Source organism: Duganella sacchari, assembly GCF_900143065.1.
In the GTDB taxonomy this organism is placed as follows: Bacteria; Pseudomonadota; Gammaproteobacteria; order Burkholderiales; family Burkholderiaceae_D; genus Rugamonas; species Rugamonas sacchari.
In genome coordinates this window covers 1-16,961 of sequence record NZ_FRCX01000013.1, presented here as the reverse complement: position 1 = coordinate 16,961, position 16,961 = coordinate 1, and the positions used below count along the sequence as shown (strand labels likewise).

Here is a 16,961-nt window from a genome sequence, read left to right as displayed (position 1 = left end):
TGTGACATTTAGCGGCAGGGATGCCGTGCCACCAGTCCCCTGTTGCTGTACTTATCCAGTGATATCAAGCGCTTGGCGCAGGTGGCACCAAGTTTGCGAAAGCAGCGTAGCCAGGAGTGTGTGCTCCTGGCGCATATTTATTCCACACTCAATCCCTTTCTTCAGGCAGGAGCAACTATGAAAAAATCATTAATCGGTGCGGCTATCGCGTTGGCATTCAGCGCGCAGGCGTATGCGCAGACGGCGACTACGCAGTCCGGCGCCGGGGCGCACGCTACTGACTCATCCAGTGCGGTTCAGGATAGCAGCACGAAAAACCAGAATAACAATAACAACAGCACCGGTGGCGCTGCGGCCAACGCGGTTGGTGGCGTGGCGGCCAACAACGGCGGCACGGCCACTTCTACGCTCAGCAATGCGTACAACCAGTCCAGCGCCAACGCCACCACCACGCTGAATGGCGCGGTCACGGGTAACTCCATTCAAGACATCGGCAATCGCGCGATTAACAACGGCGGCAGCACTGGTGGTGCGGGTTACGGCGGTGTGGGCGGCAATGCCACCGGTGGGAATGCCGCGGCCAGCGGCGGCAGCGGCGGCGCCAGTTATGGCGGTAGCGGCGCGGCCGCTGGTGCGGGCGGCAGTGCCAGCAATGGCAGTGCCTTCAATGGTTCGCCGTCGGTGGGCGGCAGCACGGGCGGTAGCGGCGGCGCGGGCGGTATCGCTTCCGGCGCCTATACCGGCGCCGGTGGTGCGGGCGGCGCGGGCGGACTGGGCGGTGCAGGTGGTTCGGCCGGCGACAGCTACGGCGGTAACGGCGGTGCGGGCGGCGCGACTGGTGCGGCCAGCGGCGGTGCGGGTGGCGGTGTTGGCGGATCGACCGGTGGTAGCGGCGGCGCGAGCGGCGGCGCCTATGGCAGCAACGGCGGCAATGGTGGCGGATCGGGTTCTGCGGGAACTGGCTATGGCGGTGCTGGCGGGACGGCGGGCGTCGGCGGTGCAGGCGCCAGCGGCGGTGGGGCCGGTAGCGGCTCCGGTAGTGCCAACAGTAGCGCCAGTGGCGGCGGTGCCGGCAGCGGCACGGCCAGTTCGGCCAATAGCACGACGCCGGGCGGCGCGGGTGGCATGCCGGTGGCGCAAACCGGTACTGCGGGGTCGGGCGCTTCGACCGGGGGGGCGGGCACGGCGGGTGACGGCATGGCCACCAGCGGTACCGCCACCGGGGGGGCTGGCGGCAGCGGCGCGGCAGGCGGTGCCAGTGGCGCCGGGGCGGCTGGCAGCGGCGGCGCCAGCACGGCGGGCAACGGTGCGGCAGGTGGTGCAGCCACCAGTGGTGCTGGCGGTGCTGGTGCGGCCGTGACGCAAAATGGCGGCACCGGTGCGACAGGCACCAGTGGTGCGGGTGGTGCAGGTGCTGTGGGCGGAACCGCCAGCAGCACCGGTGCATCTGGCGGTGCAGGCGCGACAGGCGCAGCCGGCGCCAGCAGCGGTGCGGCATCGAATACGGCGGGTACCGGTGCGGCGGGCGGTGCAGCTACCGGCGGCACGGCCAGCAATGGCAGTCCGACCAACGGTAGTGCCACGGCAGGTGCTGGCGGCGCTGGTGGTGCGGGCGGCGGCGGCAACACCGGCGGTGCAGGTGGCGCGGGTGGCACCAACACGGGTGGCGCGGCGACCGCTGGCGCGGCCGCTGGCGGTACCGGTGGTGCAGGCGGCGCAATCGCAGTCAATGCCGGCACCTTCAATATGTCGAATACCATGAGCAGCGTTGGACAGTCCGCTGCGGGCATCATGGTCGCGGCGCAGAACAGCGGCATCGCCTCGCTGGTACAGCAAAGCGTTAACGTGCAGTCCAATTTATCGGTCGGCCACTAAGCGCAACGTGGGGCGCGTGCATTGTGACGCGCCCCACCGCGCCACTCTCAGGGAGACGCTATGCAATCACTCAGTAAATTTCTCGGTGCCGGACTGCTATGCACCACGTGCTGGCAGAGCGGTGCTGCCGGTCCATTGGCAGCCGTGTCCGAGCCTGCGGCGGCCAGGCCGCTGTTGGTGCCTGTCGTGGAGGTCAAGGTCGCCGACCCGCCGGGATTCGACAGTGCACCTGCACCAGCAACACGCCTGGCGCGTTTGCGCGGCGGCGCCGACACGGTCAGCAACGATATGCAGTTGAACGGCGCGGTCAGTGGCAATGCCGCAGTGAATGTGGTCACGGGCGCCAACACGATCGGCAATGCCTCATTCAGTAATGCGTCCGGACTGCCGGTCGCGATCCAGAATTCCGGCGCCAATGTGCTGATACAGAACGCCACCATCATCAACATCCAGATGCAATGAAATCACTATCCCTTATTTTGTTGACCGCAGCGCTGTGCATGGGAGCGGCGACTGCGGCGGACCTGCCCAGCGTTGGCGGCGCGGGCTTTACGCTGCATGTGACCAGCCTCAAGGAAGCGCGCTTCCGCTCGACGGTGCATCAGCAGCACGATTTCAGTTGCGGCTCAGCCGCGCTGGCGACGCTGCTGAGCTACCACTACGACAAGCCCGTCAGCGAGGAGCAGGTATTCTCGGCCATGTACGCCGAGGGCGACCAGCAAAAAATCCAGCGCGAAGGATTCTCGCTGCTGGACATGAAGCGCTACCTGGCGCAGCTGGGCTTTATCGCCGACGGCTATCAGCAGCCGCTGCAAAAGCTGGCCGAGGCGCGCTTTCCGGCAATTGTGCGGATCGTCGATAATGGCTATCTGCATTTTGTCGTCATCAAAGGCATGGACCAGCAACGGGTGCTGATCGGCGATCCGGCCGGCGGCACGCGGGCGCTGCGCCGGGATGCGTTTGAAGCGATGTGGCCAGACCGGCTGCTGTTTGTGATCCATAACTGGGCCGGCCAGCCACACTTTAACCAGGTAGCGGAGTGGCGGCTGGCGCCGCAGGCACCGCTGGATGCCGCGATCAACCGTGGCAGCCTGACCGACCTGACCCTGCCCAAGAATGGCAGTGGCAACTATTAATAGGGAGGACTTCTTATGCCTACCCGTCATTGGCCCTGGCTGATGCTGCTGTTTTGCGGTGCGATGGCCTCCGCTGGTGCTGGCACACCGGATCCAACGGATGACTGGACTGCGGTGGATGACAGCCAGCTGGCGCAAGCGCGCGGCGGTTTTTCGCTGGGCGGCGGCCTGCAGGTTTCGCTAGGTGTTGAACGTTTGGTTTCGATCAATGGCAGTGTTGTAGCCAGTACCCATTTTTCCATCGCCGATATGACACAGTTGAGTGCTGCGGAAGCCGCGATGGCCAGCGATGCGCTGGCTGCCGTGGTGGTACAGAATGGCGCCGGCAACCTGGCCGAGCCGCTGTCCCCGCAGGGACTGGGCGCGCTGGTCATACAGAACAGCGTCAACGATCAGGCGATACGCAGCCAGACGACGATTAGCACCACCGTCAGCAATCTGGCCATGCTCAAGGCGGTGAATTTTGAAAGCAGTCTGCGCGATGCCTTGAGCGCTGCAATCGTCAAGTAATCCATCAAGGAGCGGCGATGCGTTCGAGTACGAAGCGGCAAGCCAGTGTGCTGGCGATGTTGTCATGGTGTGTGTGGGCGCAGGCGCAAAATCAGGTGGGGGAGGCGCCGGCTGGCGACAGCCGGCCGCCCGCCGTCGCCCCGCTGTTCGAGCAGCCCGGCGTGCTGACGCCGCGCGGTAAACTGGTGCTGGAGCCATCACTGCAGTTTGGCTATGCCTCCAGCAACCGGGTGGTACTGGTCGGGTACACCATCATCCCGGCGTTGTTGATCGGCCTGGTGGATGTGCGCGAGGTCAAGCGCAATACCACCACGGCTGCGCTGACCCTCCGCTACGGCCTGAGCCGGCGCGCCGAACTGGAAATCAAGCTGCCGTATGTGTACCGCAGCGACTCCACCGTGAGCCGCGAAGTGTTCACCGGCACTGGCGTCGACAATGTATTCGACACCAGCGGCAAAGGCATGGGGGATGCTGAACTGGGGCTGCGCTATCAGTTGAATGAGGGCGGCGGCGACCAGGCTTTTTACGTCGCCGGACTGCGCGTCAAATCGCGCACCGGGATCGATCCTTTCAATGTGGTGACGGATTGCAGCCCACGCTGCATCGGCCCCAACGTCACCGGCACAGGACTGCCGCTGGAGCTGCCCACCGGCTCTGGCTTCTATGCCTTGCAACCGAGCGTGACGTGGCTCTATCCCAGCGACCCGGCGATACTGTTTGGCAGCGTCAGCTACCTGCACAACTTCAAGCGCAGCGGCGTCAACCGCAAGGTCTTGAATGGCCAGTGGGAGCCCTTGGGAACCGTGGCGCCTGGCGATGTGTTTGGCTTTAACTTTGGCGTAGGCCTGGCGCTCAACGACCGTGCACTGATCAGCTTTGGCTACGACCATAGTTCCATCGCCCGCACGCGGCAGAACGGCGTGACGGTACCGGGATCGGTGCGTACCCAGCTGGGTACGCTGCTGGTAGGCTTTTCCTACCGGATCAACGAGAAGCGCACCGTGAATGTCACGGTGGGCGCTGGTCTCACCCGCGACACGCCGGACGTGCAGTTGTCGCTCCGGCTGCCGCTGACGTTTTAAAGCTTGTAGTTCAGCGTCAACGTAGCATTGCGCGGCGCACCGTAGGTGTTGCCGCCACCGGTCCAGCCTATGCCCTGCAGGTAAGTCTTGTCGAACACATTATTCACATTCAGGCGCAGGCTGAGGTGATCGTCGAACTGGTAGCCAGCATGCAGGCCGACCACGGCATAACCGCCTTGCTGAACGCTGGCATCGTCGGACGAGTAGACGGCATTTTGCGTGGTCACCGAGCCGCCTACGCGCCAGCGCTGCAAGTCGCCTGGCAGGCGATAGCTGGTGGAGGCCTTGAACTGGTGGCGCGGCAAATCAGGATCAAACAGCTTGCCGATGTTGGCGGCATTGGAGTCGGTCACATATTTGGCCGACACATAAGCATAGCCGGCGGTCGCCTGCCAGCCCGGTGTCAGCTCGCCGCTGACTTCAAACTCCATGCCCTTGCTTTCCACTTTGCCTGAGGCGCGCGAGCAGAATGTCGCGCCGCTACCCGGGCAAGGCGATGGGCCGCTGCGGTCTGTCATCGCACGGTTTTCCTGGCTGACCTGGAACACCGCCAGGCTGGCATTCAGCAGGCCGCCGAAATACTCGCCTTTGACGCCGGCTTCGTAATTGGTGCCGGTGACCGGCTTGAGCAGGTTGCCGTTCACATCCACCGCGCTTTGCGGCTGGAAGATCTGCGTCCAGCTGGCGTACAGTGAGTGCGTGGTGTTGAGGTCGTAGACGGCGCCGGCATAGGGCGTGATTTCGCGTGTGACCTTGTAGCCGTCGTGGCTGCGCTCATTGGTGTAGTCATACCAGCTGCTGCGGGCGCCAACGATTACCGACAGCGGATCGGTAACGCTGAACCGCGCCGCGCCATACAGGCCGGTTTCGCGCAAGGTGCTGACGGTGGCCCAGCGGTCGTAGTTGGCCACCGGGCGCGACGCCGCATAAGGATCCCAGTGGAAGGGATCGAGCGCCAGCGGCGTATCGCGCACGCCCCAGTCGCCATAGTTATTGTTGAACGCCTTGCGGCGGCTGACGCCGATAGACACTTCATGCGCGCGCCCCAGCAAGGAGAATGGACCGCCAACATTGGCGTCGAAGCTGCTTTGCTGGTTATCCAGTTTGTAGGCCTGGCTGTTTTGCGTATAGGCGCCTTCGCTGCCGCCGAAGGACGAGAAGATGGTATCGAGGTCCTGCCACTTCTTGATGGCCGACAGTCTGGCCTTCCAGCCCTTGCCAAAGCGCTGCTCCAGTTCTGCAAAGATGGTCTTGTCGGTCTGGTGCCAGAAATCGTAGGCGTTGCCCAGTGTGGTGGAGCGTGGCAGATTCAGTTGCGCGCCATTGTCGTGGGTCGGAAATTCCTGGTAGCCGCCAATATTTTTCAGCTTGCGATAATGCGCGCCGACGGTCAGCGTGGCGCCCGGCGCAATGTCGGCTTCGATAATGCCGTAGACATGTTGTATGCGGTCGTGCGCGACATCGTAGAAATTGTCTTTGTCCTGTACGCTGATGACGGTGCGGCCGCGCAGGGTTTTGGCTTCATTGAGCGCGTTGGCGGCGTCGAGCTGCAACTGGTAGTCGTTCCAGCGGCCGGCGCTGGCCGTCAGCGAGACTTGCTGATCGGCCGTCGGACGCTTGCGCACCATGTTGATGGCGGCAGACGGATTGCCGCTGCCGCTGGTCAGGCCATTGGCGCCGCGCACCACTTCAATGCGGTCGTAGATGACCAGATCGGCATTGTCGGCGTTGAACGTGCCATTGGCGCCCATGCTGGTGGGCAGGCCGTCAAGCAGCATATTGGTGATCGGGAAGCCGCGCGCACTGAAGCTGCCGGAATTGCCCGAGTAATAGCCTTTCTGCATCACCAGGCCGGTGATGTTTTTAACCGCATCGTCCAGCGTGACCAGTCCCTGGTCGTCAATCTGGTGGCGCGTCAGCACGCTGACCGATTGCGGCGTTTCGCGCAGCGACAATTCCATGCGGGTTGCCGTGGTCGCCGCCGATGCCGTGTACGAGCCCGTGCCTTCCGTTGTCAGTGGACGGCTGGCGCTGACGGTCACTGCCGGCAAGGCGGTTTCGTGGCCCGCTTGCGCTGCGGCCGTGACCGGACGCAGCACATAGCCATTCTCCACGCGCGCCGCTTCCAGGCCCGAGCCGGCCAGCAGTTCGGCAAAGCCATCTGGCACGAGGTAGACGCCGCGCAGGCCGGCGGTGTTTTTATAGTCAGTCTGCTCGGGTGTAAAAATCAGCGTCACGCCGGCCGTCATGGCAAAGCTGCGCAGGGCAGGGGCCAGCTGACCTGCCGGGATATTGAACTCCTGCACCTGCGCGCGCAATGCCGGCGTGTTCTGCGCTTGCGCTTGCGGCATGCTTGCACCCAGGCACAACATCAGGGAAATGGCGCAGGCAATCGGGCTGCGCTTGAAATGGTTTTGCATCGCTATTCCTCAAGTAAAAAACGGTCTTACTTGATAGGTGCCGCGAGATTTGAAATCGGGCAGAAAATAATTATTTTTTATCGACCGTGATCCAATACCGGCTCACCGAGCGGATCCGCACGGGCAAGGACGCTGGCAGCATGGCCAGAATCGCACTGGTGTCCTTGAGCGGGAATACGCCGGACAAGCGCAGCCCGGCGACGGCCGGATCGCAACGCAGGACGCCGCAGCGATAGCGGCCCAGCTCCATCAGGAAATCGTCCAGGCGCATATTGTCGGCAACCATGGCCCCCAGCGTCCAGGCGGCATGGTCGGCGGATGCGGGCAGGGCCGGGCCGATGTCGGCGGCGGTGAACCACGCGCGCTGGCCGGCACGCAGCAGGCGCACACTGCCCGTTGCGGCGGCGGGTGTCATTTCCACGGCGCTTTGCTGCACGGCGACCTCGGTGCGGCCATCCTGCTGACGCACGGTAAATGCGGTTCCCAGGGCGCGCACCCGGCCTTCTGCCGTCTGCACCAGCAAAGGCCGTTCTTTGTCGGTGGTGCGATGGCCGCTGATGACCCGGATCTCGCCAGCCACCAGCGTGAGCAGACGCTGCTTGCCGTCAAACCGCACGTTGACCGCACTACTGGTATTCAACAGCACGCGGGTGCCATCGGACAGCGTCCACTCCCGCTGCTCGCCCACGCCGGTATGTAGATCGGCAGCCAGCTGCTGCCATGGCTGCGAACGGGATCCGAACACGCCAGCACCGCCAGCGGCGCCGAGGCCCAGCAGCAATGCGATGCTTTTGCGCCGGCCCGGCGAAGCCGGTTTGCGCATCGGCGACAAGGCCTGATAGGCGGCAGCACCATGCAGCTGGTTGAAGCGCTCGCACACGGAATCGATGCACTGCCGGTTCGCGCGCGCCAGGTACTGCTTGACTGAACTGGTCGACACGTCGAGGCGCGCGGCAATCTGCTCATACGTCAGGCCTTCGAGCTGCGCCAGCAGAAAGGTTTCTTTGACGGCGGGCGGCAAGCCAGCCAGTGCCTGGTCGACTTCCTGCAGTGCCTGCAACGCCATCAGGCGCATTTCCGGTGCGGGCGTGCAGTCTGGTGGCAGGGCGGCGAGCGCCTCCAGGTAAGCGCTTTCCAGGATGTGGCGGCGATGGTGGTGGGCCAGCAGGCGCCTGGCGATCGTCGCCAGGAATGGCCGTGGTTCACGTATCTCCTCGACGTAGCCGGTGGTGATGACATTGACGAAGGTATCCTGCGCCAGATCCGACGCTTCGCTGCTGTTGTCGAGGCGACGGTGCAGCCAGCTTCTGAGCCAGGCGTGATGATCAAGATACAGCGTCTCGAAGGTAGGGGAGGGAAGCGGATTGACAGACACCGGCAAAAACGTAATGAGAATTATTTGCATTCATGTTAAGCGAGATCCGGCCGTTTGTCGATAGCAGAATGTGCAAGCAATGCTTTTGAGGTATGGTAGTGTTTCTGACATCAATCAAAAATAAGGGAAGTCATGTCCACGAGTATTTTGAAGCCTTTGGCCCTCATCGCCACCTTGCTGGCCGCGACAGCCGCGCACGCCGCCGCGCCGATGGCCCGTTTCCAGGCGCCTGGTTTTTATCGCACCACGCTGGGCGATTTTGAAGTCACGGTGCTCAACGACGGCACGCTGGACCTGCCGGTGGAAAAACTGCTGAAACAGCCGCCGGCCAAGACCATCGCTGCGCTGGACAAGTCGTTCCAGAAAAGCCCTTTGCAAACCTCGGTCAACGGCTTCCTGATTAACACGGGTACCAAGCTGGTGTTGATCGACACCGGCGCCGCCAGCCTGTTCGGCCCAACGCTGGGCCAGCTTGTGACCAATCTGAAAGCGTCCGGCTACAAGCCGGAGCAGGTCGATGAAGTCTACATCAGCCATATGCATGGCGACCACGTCGGTGGGTTGGCGTCCAATGAACAGCGCGTGTTCCCGAATGCGGTGGTGCGCGCGGGCAAGCTGGATGCGGACTACTATTTGAACCAGACCAATCTGGACAAGGCTTCCGGCGAAGCCAAGGATAATTTCCAGGGGCCGATGATGTCGATTAATCCCTACGTCAAGGCCGGCAAGTTCCAGCCTATCGTCGCCAATACCGAGCTGGTGCCGGGGATTAAATCCTACTTCAACGGCGGGCATACGCCAGGCCACATCACGTATGTGGTGGAAAGCAAAGGGCAGAAGCTGGTGTTACTGGGTGACCTGTTGCACGTGCAGGCGGTGCAGTTTGAAGATCCGGGCGTCGGCATCCAGTTCGACATGGACAGCAAAATTGCAATTGCCGAACGCAAGGAAGCGTTTGCCGCAGCGGCCAAGGATGGCTATTTGATTGGCGCGCCGCACCTGTCGTTCCCGGCGCTGGGCCATGTGCGCGTGAGCAGCAAAGGCGGCTACGTGTTCGTACCAGTGAACTACACGCAACCGCGTTAACCCTCAGCGATGGAGGGGGCTGACCCCGGACGGGGTCAGACCCCGCAGCCGTGCGGGCTGCGGGGTACTAATCAAGCCAGGGCAGGGTAGTCGGTATAACCAACTTCGCCCGGTGCATAGAAAGTATCGGCATTCCACTTGTTCAGCGGCGCATCGATTTCCAGGCGGCGCACCAGATCCGGGTTGGAAATGTAGTCCTTGCCAAATGCGATCGCATCCGCGTTGCCGCTATCCAGCACCTGCTGCGCAACGGACTTGTCCATCTTCTCATTCGCGATAAACACGCCGCCAAATTCCTTCTTCAGCAGCGGGCCCAGGCTATCGTCACCCACCGCTTCACGCGCAGCGATGAACGCAATCTTGCGCTTGCCCAGTTCGCGCGCCACATAGCCGAAGGTCTCGGCCGGGTTGGCATCGCCCATATCGTGCGAATCGCGGCGCGGCGCCAGGTGCATGCCGACACGGTCAGCGCCCCAGACTTCAATCACAGCATCGGTGACTTCCAGCATCAGACGTGCACGGTTTTCAACCGAACCGCCGTAGTTATCGGTACGCTGGTTGGTTTTACTTTGCAGGAACTGGTCCAGCAGATAGCCGTTGGCGCCGTGAATTTGTACGCCATCAAAGCCAGCCTTCTTGGCGTTCTCGGCAGCTTTTTTATAAGCAGCCACCACACCGGCCAGTTCCGAAGTCTCCAGCGCGCGCGGCACCGGGTACGGGCGTTGCGGACGCAGCAGGCTCACATGGCCTTCCGCTGCAATCGCGCTGGCCGACACGGGCGCTTCGCCGTTCAGGAAGCTTGGATCCGAGATACGGCCCACATGCCACAGCTGCGCGAAAATCACGCCGCCCTTGGCGTGCACGGCGGCGGTGACTTGCTTCCAGCCTTCCACCTGCTCATCGGACCACAGGCCCGGCGTATCGGCATAGCCCACGCCTTGTGGCGTGACGGCAGTGGCTTCGCTCAGGATCAGGCCGGCGGTAGCGCGTTGCTCGTAATACTTGGCCATCAGCGCGTTCGGCACGCGGCCGCCACCGATGGCGCGGGCACGGGTCAGGGGCGCCATGATGACGCGGTTTTTCAGTGTGATATCGCCGATGGTGATTGGATCGAACAGAGTTGGCATGGTAAGGCTCCCTATAGTTGCATTTGGTCGATGAAGGCCTTGATGACTTCTTCATCACGTTTAAAGTAATTCCACTGGCCTACGCGCTGCGACGTGACCAGCCCGGCCTTGACCAGCACGGCCAGGTGGGCAGACATCGTCGATTGCGACAGCCCGGCACGACGGTCAATCATGCCGGCGCATACGCCCAGGCTCAGCGGGTGTTGCTGTTCCGCGAAATACACCTCGGGCTCCTTCAGCCACGCCAGAATCTGGCGCCGCATCGGGTTGGCGAGGGCTTTGTGGATGGCGTCTATGTCCATGGTGGTCTATATGTATCGTGTTTTTCCGATTTCAATATCGGAATTCTACGATATAAATAAAAAGCGTGCTGGCGGCCAAAAAATCCTTTATGTTGTGAGAACATTGCTGGAAATTTAACGAGGATGGAATGTCGAGTCATTATCTGGATGTGGCGATAGGCCTGGCCTACACTTTCATGGCCACAAGCTTGCTGTGCAGTGCTACGCGGGAAGCGATCGCCTCGCTGTTCCAGACACGCGCCAAGATGCTGCTGGATGGGGTACTGACGCTGCTGCACGAACCGGAAGACAAGGCGCGGCTGCGCGGCATCTGGCCATCGGTCCAACGGCTGCTGCGACTGGAAGGCGGTTTCGGGCTGCAGAAGCTCAGTGACAAATCACTGACTGCCGAGGTGATGCAGCATCCCCTGATCACCGGGCTGGCGCAGCAAGGGCGCATGCCGTCCTACATTCCATCGGCGATTTTCGCGCGGGCGTTTGTATCCACGCTGACCACGCGTTACGGTAAAGGGCAGACAGCCGCCGTGTTGTTGAACAGCGTCGGCAATGAAGGGCTGACGCGCACGCTGCAAGCGATTATGGGAGAAGGGGAAGATGACGCGGCGGCGCTGGAAAATGCCGTCCGCATCTGGTACGACACCGTGATGGAGCGCACCAGTGGCTGGTACAAGCGCCGCTCGCAGTTCGTACTGTTCCTGATCGGCCTGTTTTACGCGAGCGCGATGAACATTGATGCGCTGCAGTTGTCGCAGCGTTTGTGGAACGATTCAGCGTTGACCGCGCAACTGGTGCAGAAGGCGCAAGCAGTCCAACCACCGGCACCTCCTGCCGTGCCGGCTGATACGACGGCTCAATCACAAGCCAAGCAGGCCAAGGCCCAAGCCCAGGAACTGCAAACGCTGCCAATCGGCTGGCCAGCCACGCGTTTCGACGAAGTAAGCGGCAAAGGCGCCGCAGCATTCATGATCGCACTGGTCTTCGCGTTGATGGGCTGGATGGCGACCGCATTTGCCGCTTCGCTCGGATCGCCATTCTGGTTCGACGGCATCGGCTGGCTGCTGGCGCTGCGCGGCACCGGCGCCAAGCCAGCCTCAGAGACAGCATCGTCTTCTGCACCGACGCTTACGCTGCCTAGCCTGCGTAGCTAGGTCGGCTGCTCAGACTAGACTGAGCGTCTACTATCTAAATTAAATGAATAGATCAGCGTGTACCATTGCCCACTTCACTTTCTGGCCCGCCAGCGACGGCAGCACAGTCAGCAGGTACCAATTCCTGCATGATAGGAGTGAATTGAACGTCTCTGACTTTCTCCGATAAGGCGACGACGATGATGGCGTCGGATGACTTCTTATTTGTAAAAAATGGGATGCGCATGTAGAGCTCCTTATCCTTGGGGGGCATTTTCAACTTGAGGGGCGCCAGCGATAAACGCATACTCTTTAACTTTCAGCGGCTGAACATTAGCTAAAGAAATTGATGACGCACTGACGCTCGCTACGACCTGCGTGAAGAATTGTTTTATTTCTTTGATGAAAAATGGGATAGGCATGTCAACCTCCTTTATCAATCCGGTTCATTTTCGAGCTGTGGAGCGCCAGCGATAAACGCATATTCTTCAGATTTCAGAGGCTGAACATTAGCTAAAGAAGTTGATGGCTCAGCGGCGCTGGTTGCGGTTGGCGTGAAGAATTGTTTTACTTCTTTGATGAAAAGTGGGATACGCAAAATTGGCCCTCAGTTTTAGCGCTGCGGAACTCAAGCTAGTAAAACTCAGGCTGGTTCCGAACGTGAATTGTTTGAAATGACAAATTATGTTTTTATAAATAGAGCGTAGCAGAGCTCTGCTGCAGATGCAACGAGGAAATTTGCATTGCGGAAAAATATCAATTCCGGTAGCATATAAGCAACTCAGTGGACGCGTGTGCGTCCACTTTTTTTGCCAGTGAAGAAAGAGTCTTGATGAGTCAATTGTTCCGGCCGGAAGCGGTTGCGCATAAGAACCAACGGCTACACGGAGCCATTGTCCTGGCAAGTACCTGGTCGTATCTGGCATTGACTTTGTTCTTCTGTATTATCGTCGTAGCAGTATTTATCTTTGCTTTTACTCACGGATTTACGCGTAAGGAAACCGTCAGCGGTATCGTGGTGCCTGATCGCGGAGTTGTACGCATCGCTGCGCCGCAATCAGGCGTCATCACCGGAATTCAGGCCAAAGAGGGGGATTTGCTACAGGTTGGCGATCCTGTGTTCGTGCTGACCAGCGAGCGCACCAGCACCAAAGGCGACACTCAAGCCGCGATCAATGAGGCGTTATCCTCCCGGATGGGGTATCTAAACAAAGAAATCCAACATCAGGGAGTGCAAAGCGGTAACAAAGAGAAAGAGATACATCAGCGCCTGGATAATCTTAATGCCAGTCTGAAACAACTGGACGGTGAATTGGCTTTACAACGGCGCAAAGCCGACATCCTGCGCGAGCTCGCCGCCAACTTAAATAGCCTTGCGGTTGAGGGCACTATTTCCCGAAATTCCGCCAGCCAAAAGACCGCAGAAATGCTTGAGCAGCAGGCCCGCATTTCTGCGATCGAAGGCCAGCGCCTGACCACTCAGCGCGAAATCGCTGCGCTAACCGCCTTGCAAGCAGATCTTCCATTGCAAAGTAGTCGCGAAGCCTCCACGCTCAAACGGAATATGGAAGAACTCAGGCAGGAAGCCAGCGAAAACGAAGCCAAACGTCAATTGGTCGTTCGGGCAGATGCAAGTGGCCGTCTGGCAGGCATCGTTGTCGACCAGGGGCAGCCAGTATCAATGGAGCAGCGCCTTGGAAGTTTGCTGCCTGCAGACAGCAAACTGGAAGCTGAACTGTATGTGCCTACTCGCGCCGCCGGCTTCATCCGCCCTGGCACGGAAGTCCTGTTGCGTTACGATGCTTTCCCCTATCAGAAATTTGGTCAGTTCCATGGCCGAATACGCGAGGTATCGATGACAACGATCTCGCCAATAGAATTGCAGCCAGCAGGCGCTGTGCAAGCTGGCCCAGGACATTCTGCAATGTTGACTGAACCAGTCTATCGTGTACGCGTTAGTCTGCATGCGCAGGACGTCGTCGCAGGGGGGCGATCATACTTGCTTAAACCGGGCATGCAGTTGTCCGCCACTTTAGTGCTTGAACATCGCACCTTGGTCGAATGGATATTAGAGCCGCTGCTCGGCATCACCAGCCGTTTATGATGGAGTTGTATTGAATGGATCGGATCGGATTGCGCCGCAAGGTGCCGATTTATTTGCAAACGGAAGCCAGCGAATGTGGTCTTTGTAGTTTGGCGATGGTGGCAGACTATCACGGCTATGAAACAGACTTGGCATCCTTGCGCTTACGCTTTTCTATTTCGCGCAAAGGGGCAACGCTCGAAAGCCTTATCCGAATCGCGCAGGCACTTAAACTTAGTACGCGGCCAGTCAAACTGGATATGCATAATTTGCCTCAGTTGAGGCTGCCGTGCATTATCCATTGGGACATGGATCACTTTGTCGTGCTGGTCTCCGTATCAGGGCGCCGCGCGGTTGTGCATGACCCTGCAATTGGCGTGCGTAGTTTTACGATGGCGGAGTTCAGCAAACACTTCACCGGTGTGGCAATGGAGTTGAGCCCTGCATCGGATTTTGTACCGGCTAAGCAAAAGCTGCACTTCACGCTGCGTGGTTTAATGGGCCATATCACTGGCCTCAAGCGTGGCCTGACGCAGATATTGCTGCTGGCATTGGGCCTGGAGGCAATATCGATTACTTTGCCGTTCTTCCTTCAATGGGTTGTGGACAATGCTCTGCTATCGGCTGATAAGGACTTGCTCACCACATTGGCTTTGGGCTTTGGACTGCTGATTCTGATTCAAGGCGCCATCGGTGCCGTACGCAACTGGTTCGTCGCTGCAATTAGCACGCAGCTTAACTTCCAATGGCTAGGTAACGTATTTGGGCACATGGTGAAGTTGCCGCTCGAATATTTTGAAAAGCGCCACGTCGGCAATATCATGTCGCGCTTCGGTTCCATCACCACTATTCAGAAGACTCTGACCGGTGGTTTTGTGCAAGCAATGGTGGACGGTGTCATGGTGGCCGGTACGTTTGGCATGATGCTGCTGTATAGCCAGCGACTCGCAGCTGTTTCCTTGCTCGCCGTGATCGTGTATGCCTTGATGCGCTGGGCCTTATTCCACGGCATGCGTACTGCAACCGCAGAGCAAATTATTCATGCGGCTAAGCAGACCACGCACTTCTTTGAAACCGCGAACGGTATCCAAAGCGTGCGACTGTTTGGCAAAGGCGAGCAGCGTCGCTCAGGTTGGTTGAATATCCTGGCCGAGCAATTCAATGCCGAACTACGAATCCACCGCATTCGGATCAGCCATGAAACTGCGCAGACCTTGCTGTTTGGCCTGGAGCGCGTGCTGATCGTATGGCTTGCTGCAATGGCAGTGCTGGACGGGGCGTTTACGACGGGCATGCTGTTTGCGTTTATCGCTTACAAGGATCAGTTCTCGACTCGTCTTGCAGCGTTAATTGATAAGGTCGTGGAATTCAACATGCTGAAGCTGCATGGTGAACGTGTGGCTGACATTGTATTGGCGGAAGCTGAGGCAGTCGGCCTGCACGACGCTGACGAAGTTGAGCTGGACGATGTCCCCCCTGGCATTGAGCTACGCGATATCGCATTCCGCTATTCACCCACGGAGCCTTATGTCTTTGAGAAGATCAATCTCAAAATTGAGGCTGGCGAGAGCGTGGCAATTACCGGCAGCTCAGGTGGGGGAAAAACCACTTTGGTTAAAGTAATGCTCGGCTTACTAACGCCCACACACGGTGAAGTGCTGGTTGGTGGACAGCCGATACATCGGGTCGGCCTCACCACCTATCGAAATATGGTTGCCACCGTCATGCAGGAAGACAGATTGTTCTCTGGCTCTGTGGCCGAGAACATCAGCTTCTTTGATCCTGTGCCGGAGTGGAATCGCATCAAGGAGTGCGCCCGGCTGGCTGCGGTGGCGACAGAAATCGAGAGTATGCCGATGGGCTACAACACGATTACTGGCGATAGCGGTGTCGGCATTAGCGGCGGGCAAAAACAGCGCATCTTGCTGGCGCGTGCACTCTACCGCCAGCCACGTATTTTGGTGCTGGATGAGGCCACCAGTGAACTCGACATCGATAACGAGAAAAGCGTCAATGCCACCATCCAGGCCATGGGGTTGACACGGATTGTGATTGCCCATCGCCCAGAAACCATAGCGAGCGCTGGGCGCATTGTCTTGCTCAAAGATGGCAAGCTGATCGATCCGAGCAAATCAGCTGCGAACAATGAAGGTGCCACCGCCCGTGCTGATCTTGTCGAGCCCGCATAAGATTATTTACTACGATGCGAGCATTGCGAGGACTGAATGGCGCGCTCGGTGATGCTGTCCATGCGCTTGATGGCCTCCGGCGTACAGGAGGCTTCGTTCACCAGATGCGGCTGCGGTTTTGCGTGCATCTCCTTGTAGCCCGTGACGACCAGCGCCGCTGCTGCGCAGGCCAGCAGTATCCAATTGAATTTTGTTTGCATTGTCAGGCGGCGAAGTGCAGCGCCAATCCGATCATGGCAGGCAGGGTTTGAATCAGCAGGATAGAGCGCTTCACCGTGACACCACCCCAGATACCCGCCACAGCAACGCAAGCCAGGCCGAACACCGTGAACGCCGAGGCGATCGCCGCATCCGGATGCAGAAGGCCGATCACCAGCGCCGCCACCAGGAAGCCGTTGTAGCAGCCTTGATTCGACATCGCCGGCTGGACGATATGAGCCTTCTCCTTACTCAGTCCAAAGACACGGCGACCGCGCGTATTGAACAATACTGTTTCCAGCAAGACGATGTAGACGTGTATCAGCGCCACGAGCGCGGTGACGATCTGTGCTGCTAACCCCGTTGGCCACTTCAAATTCCCCCACCCTTGGCCGGGTCAAATTCCCCCAGGCAGGACAGTCGGATTGTAGTTTAATCGACCGCAGCCGGG

Annotated in this window: 18 protein-coding genes; 9 read left to right on the top strand and 9 right to left on the bottom strand. The window is 59.7% G+C overall.

The window, feature by feature from the left end:
* Window positions 1-177: 177 nt before the first annotated feature.
* Genes BUA36_RS30820 through BUA36_RS24090 form a run of 5 tightly spaced genes read left to right on the top strand, consistent with a single transcriptional unit; the run spans window position 178 to window position 4,603 of the window.
* On the top strand, window positions 178-1,875 hold the full coding sequence (locus tag BUA36_RS30820) for a hypothetical protein (RefSeq protein ID WP_072788297.1): 1,698 nt from the start codon (window positions 178-180) through the stop codon (window positions 1,873-1,875).
* Between the two features lie 60 nt (window positions 1,876-1,935).
* The gene (locus BUA36_RS24105; protein WP_072788294.1) at window positions 1,936-2,337 is read left to right on the top strand and encodes a hypothetical protein; all 402 of its coding nucleotides are present in this window, start codon (window positions 1,936-1,938) and stop codon (window positions 2,335-2,337) included.
* Window positions 2,334-3,011 carry a C39 family peptidase gene (locus tag BUA36_RS24100; RefSeq protein ID WP_072788292.1) on the top strand — a complete coding sequence of 226 codons (678 nt, stop codon included), beginning with the start codon at window positions 2,334-2,336 and terminating at the stop codon, window positions 3,009-3,011. Before BUA36_RS24105 ends, BUA36_RS24100 begins: the two co-directional genes overlap by 4 nt.
* Window positions 3,012-3,026: 15 nt before the next feature.
* Entirely contained in the window at window positions 3,027-3,521 is a 495-nt protein-coding gene (locus BUA36_RS24095; protein WP_229255796.1) for a hypothetical protein, read from the top strand.
* Window positions 3,522-3,538: 17 nt separating this feature from the next.
* Entirely contained in the window at window positions 3,539-4,603 is a 1,065-nt protein-coding gene (locus BUA36_RS24090) for an acetate kinase (RefSeq protein ID WP_072788288.1), read from the top strand.
* Here the strand turns inward: BUA36_RS24090 and BUA36_RS24085 are convergent.
* Both BUA36_RS24085 and BUA36_RS24080 read right to left on the bottom strand, forming a co-directional pair.
* A complete protein-coding gene (locus BUA36_RS24085; RefSeq protein ID WP_072788286.1) occupies window positions 4,600-7,023 on the bottom strand; it encodes a TonB-dependent siderophore receptor in 2,424 nt (807 codons plus the stop codon). The genes BUA36_RS24090 and BUA36_RS24085 overlap by 4 nt on opposite strands.
* 70 nt (window positions 7,024-7,093) lie before the next feature.
* Complete coding sequence (locus BUA36_RS24080) at window positions 7,094-8,428, bottom strand: sigma-70 family RNA polymerase sigma factor (RefSeq protein ID WP_084560317.1); 1,335 nt, start codon at window positions 8,426-8,428, stop codon at window positions 7,094-7,096.
* 102 nt (window positions 8,429-8,530) lie between these two features.
* Here BUA36_RS24080 and BUA36_RS24075 point away from each other — a divergent pair, with 102 nt between their 5' ends.
* Complete coding sequence (locus tag BUA36_RS24075; RefSeq protein ID WP_072788282.1) at window positions 8,531-9,484, top strand: MBL fold metallo-hydrolase; 954 nt, start codon at window positions 8,531-8,533, stop codon at window positions 9,482-9,484.
* A gap of 71 nt (window positions 9,485-9,555) precedes the next feature.
* Here BUA36_RS24075 and BUA36_RS24070 read toward each other — a convergent pair whose 3' ends face one another.
* Window positions 9,556-10,611 (bottom strand): alkene reductase, encoded by a 1,056-nt coding sequence (locus BUA36_RS24070; protein WP_072788280.1) that lies wholly within the window; start codon window positions 10,609-10,611, stop codon window positions 9,556-9,558.
* A gap of 11 nt (window positions 10,612-10,622) precedes the next feature.
* On the bottom strand, window positions 10,623-10,913 hold the full coding sequence (locus tag BUA36_RS24065; protein ID WP_072788278.1) for an ArsR/SmtB family transcription factor: 291 nt from the start codon (window positions 10,911-10,913) through the stop codon (window positions 10,623-10,625).
* A gap of 128 nt (window positions 10,914-11,041) precedes the next feature.
* Here BUA36_RS24065 and BUA36_RS24060 point away from each other — a divergent pair, with 128 nt between their 5' ends.
* Entirely contained in the window at window positions 11,042-12,061 is a 1,020-nt protein-coding gene (locus BUA36_RS24060; RefSeq protein WP_072788276.1) for a hypothetical protein, read from the top strand.
* A gap of 52 nt (window positions 12,062-12,113) precedes the next feature.
* Here BUA36_RS24060 and BUA36_RS30815 read toward each other — a convergent pair whose 3' ends face one another.
* Genes BUA36_RS30815 through BUA36_RS30805 form a run of 3 tightly spaced genes read right to left on the bottom strand, consistent with a single transcriptional unit; the run spans window position 12,114 to window position 12,638 of the window.
* Window positions 12,114-12,287 carry a hypothetical protein gene (locus BUA36_RS30815; RefSeq protein WP_167544328.1) on the bottom strand — a complete coding sequence of 58 codons (174 nt, stop codon included), beginning with the start codon at window positions 12,285-12,287 and terminating at the stop codon, window positions 12,114-12,116.
* Between the two features lie 10 nt (window positions 12,288-12,297).
* On the bottom strand, window positions 12,298-12,462 hold the full coding sequence (locus tag BUA36_RS30810) for a hypothetical protein (RefSeq protein WP_167544327.1): 165 nt from the start codon (window positions 12,460-12,462) through the stop codon (window positions 12,298-12,300).
* A 14-nt stretch (window positions 12,463-12,476) separates the two neighbouring features.
* Entirely contained in the window at window positions 12,477-12,638 is a 162-nt protein-coding gene (locus BUA36_RS30805; RefSeq protein WP_167544326.1) for a hypothetical protein, read from the bottom strand.
* 234 nt (window positions 12,639-12,872) lie between these two features.
* On the opposite strand from BUA36_RS30805, the gene BUA36_RS24045 reads away from it, so the two are divergent.
* Window positions 12,873-14,144: an HlyD family secretion protein gene (locus BUA36_RS24045; protein WP_072788270.1), complete on the top strand. Its 1,272-nt coding sequence runs from the start codon at window positions 12,873-12,875 to the stop codon at window positions 14,142-14,144.
* 14 nt (window positions 14,145-14,158) lie between these two features.
* A complete protein-coding gene (locus BUA36_RS24040) occupies window positions 14,159-16,312 on the top strand; it encodes a peptidase domain-containing ABC transporter (protein WP_072788267.1) in 2,154 nt (717 codons plus the stop codon).
* A gap of 2 nt (window positions 16,313-16,314) precedes the next feature.
* On the opposite strand, the gene trbK is transcribed toward BUA36_RS24040, so the two are convergent.
* Both trbK and BUA36_RS24030 read right to left on the bottom strand, forming a co-directional pair.
* Window positions 16,315-16,512: an entry exclusion lipoprotein TrbK gene (gene trbK, locus BUA36_RS24035; protein ID WP_072788265.1), complete on the bottom strand. Its 198-nt coding sequence runs from the start codon at window positions 16,510-16,512 to the stop codon at window positions 16,315-16,317.
* 2 nt (window positions 16,513-16,514) lie between these two features.
* Window positions 16,515-16,886 (bottom strand): DUF1304 domain-containing protein, encoded by a 372-nt coding sequence (locus BUA36_RS24030; RefSeq protein WP_072788263.1) that lies wholly within the window; start codon window positions 16,884-16,886, stop codon window positions 16,515-16,517.
* Window positions 16,887-16,961 lie beyond the last annotated feature (75 nt).

Coding starts and splice junctions, on each gene's coding strand:
- BUA36_RS30820 (WP_072788297.1), top strand. CDS start 178: ATGAAAAAATCATTAATCGGTGCGGCTATCGCGTTGGCATTCAGCGCG.
- BUA36_RS24105 (WP_072788294.1), top strand. CDS start 1,936: ATGCAATCACTCAGTAAATTTCTCGGTGCCGGACTGCTATGCACCACG.
- BUA36_RS24100 (WP_072788292.1), top strand. CDS start 2,334: ATGAAATCACTATCCCTTATTTTGTTGACCGCAGCGCTGTGCATGGGA.
- BUA36_RS24095 (WP_229255796.1), top strand. CDS start 3,027: ATGCCTACCCGTCATTGGCCCTGGCTGATGCTGCTGTTTTGCGGTGCG.
- BUA36_RS24090 (WP_072788288.1), top strand. CDS start 3,539: ATGCGTTCGAGTACGAAGCGGCAAGCCAGTGTGCTGGCGATGTTGTCA.
- BUA36_RS24085 (WP_072788286.1), bottom strand. CDS start 7,023: ATGCAAAACCATTTCAAGCGCAGCCCGATTGCCTGCGCCATTTCCCTG.
- BUA36_RS24080 (WP_084560317.1), bottom strand. CDS start 8,428: ATGCAAATAATTCTCATTACGTTTTTGCCGGTGTCTGTCAATCCGCTT.
- BUA36_RS24075 (WP_072788282.1), top strand. CDS start 8,531: ATGTCCACGAGTATTTTGAAGCCTTTGGCCCTCATCGCCACCTTGCTG.
- BUA36_RS24070 (WP_072788280.1), bottom strand. CDS start 10,611: ATGCCAACTCTGTTCGATCCAATCACCATCGGCGATATCACACTGAAA.
- BUA36_RS24065 (WP_072788278.1), bottom strand. CDS start 10,913: ATGGACATAGACGCCATCCACAAAGCCCTCGCCAACCCGATGCGGCGC.
- BUA36_RS24060 (WP_072788276.1), top strand. CDS start 11,042: ATGTCGAGTCATTATCTGGATGTGGCGATAGGCCTGGCCTACACTTTC.
- BUA36_RS30815 (WP_167544328.1), bottom strand. CDS start 12,287: ATGCGCATCCCATTTTTTACAAATAAGAAGTCATCCGACGCCATCATC.
- BUA36_RS30810 (WP_167544327.1), bottom strand. CDS start 12,462: ATGCCTATCCCATTTTTCATCAAAGAAATAAAACAATTCTTCACGCAG.
- BUA36_RS24045 (WP_072788270.1), top strand. CDS start 12,873: ATGAGTCAATTGTTCCGGCCGGAAGCGGTTGCGCATAAGAACCAACGG.
- BUA36_RS24040 (WP_072788267.1), top strand. CDS start 14,159: ATGGATCGGATCGGATTGCGCCGCAAGGTGCCGATTTATTTGCAAACG.
- trbK (WP_072788265.1), bottom strand. CDS start 16,512: ATGCAAACAAAATTCAATTGGATACTGCTGGCCTGCGCAGCAGCGGCG.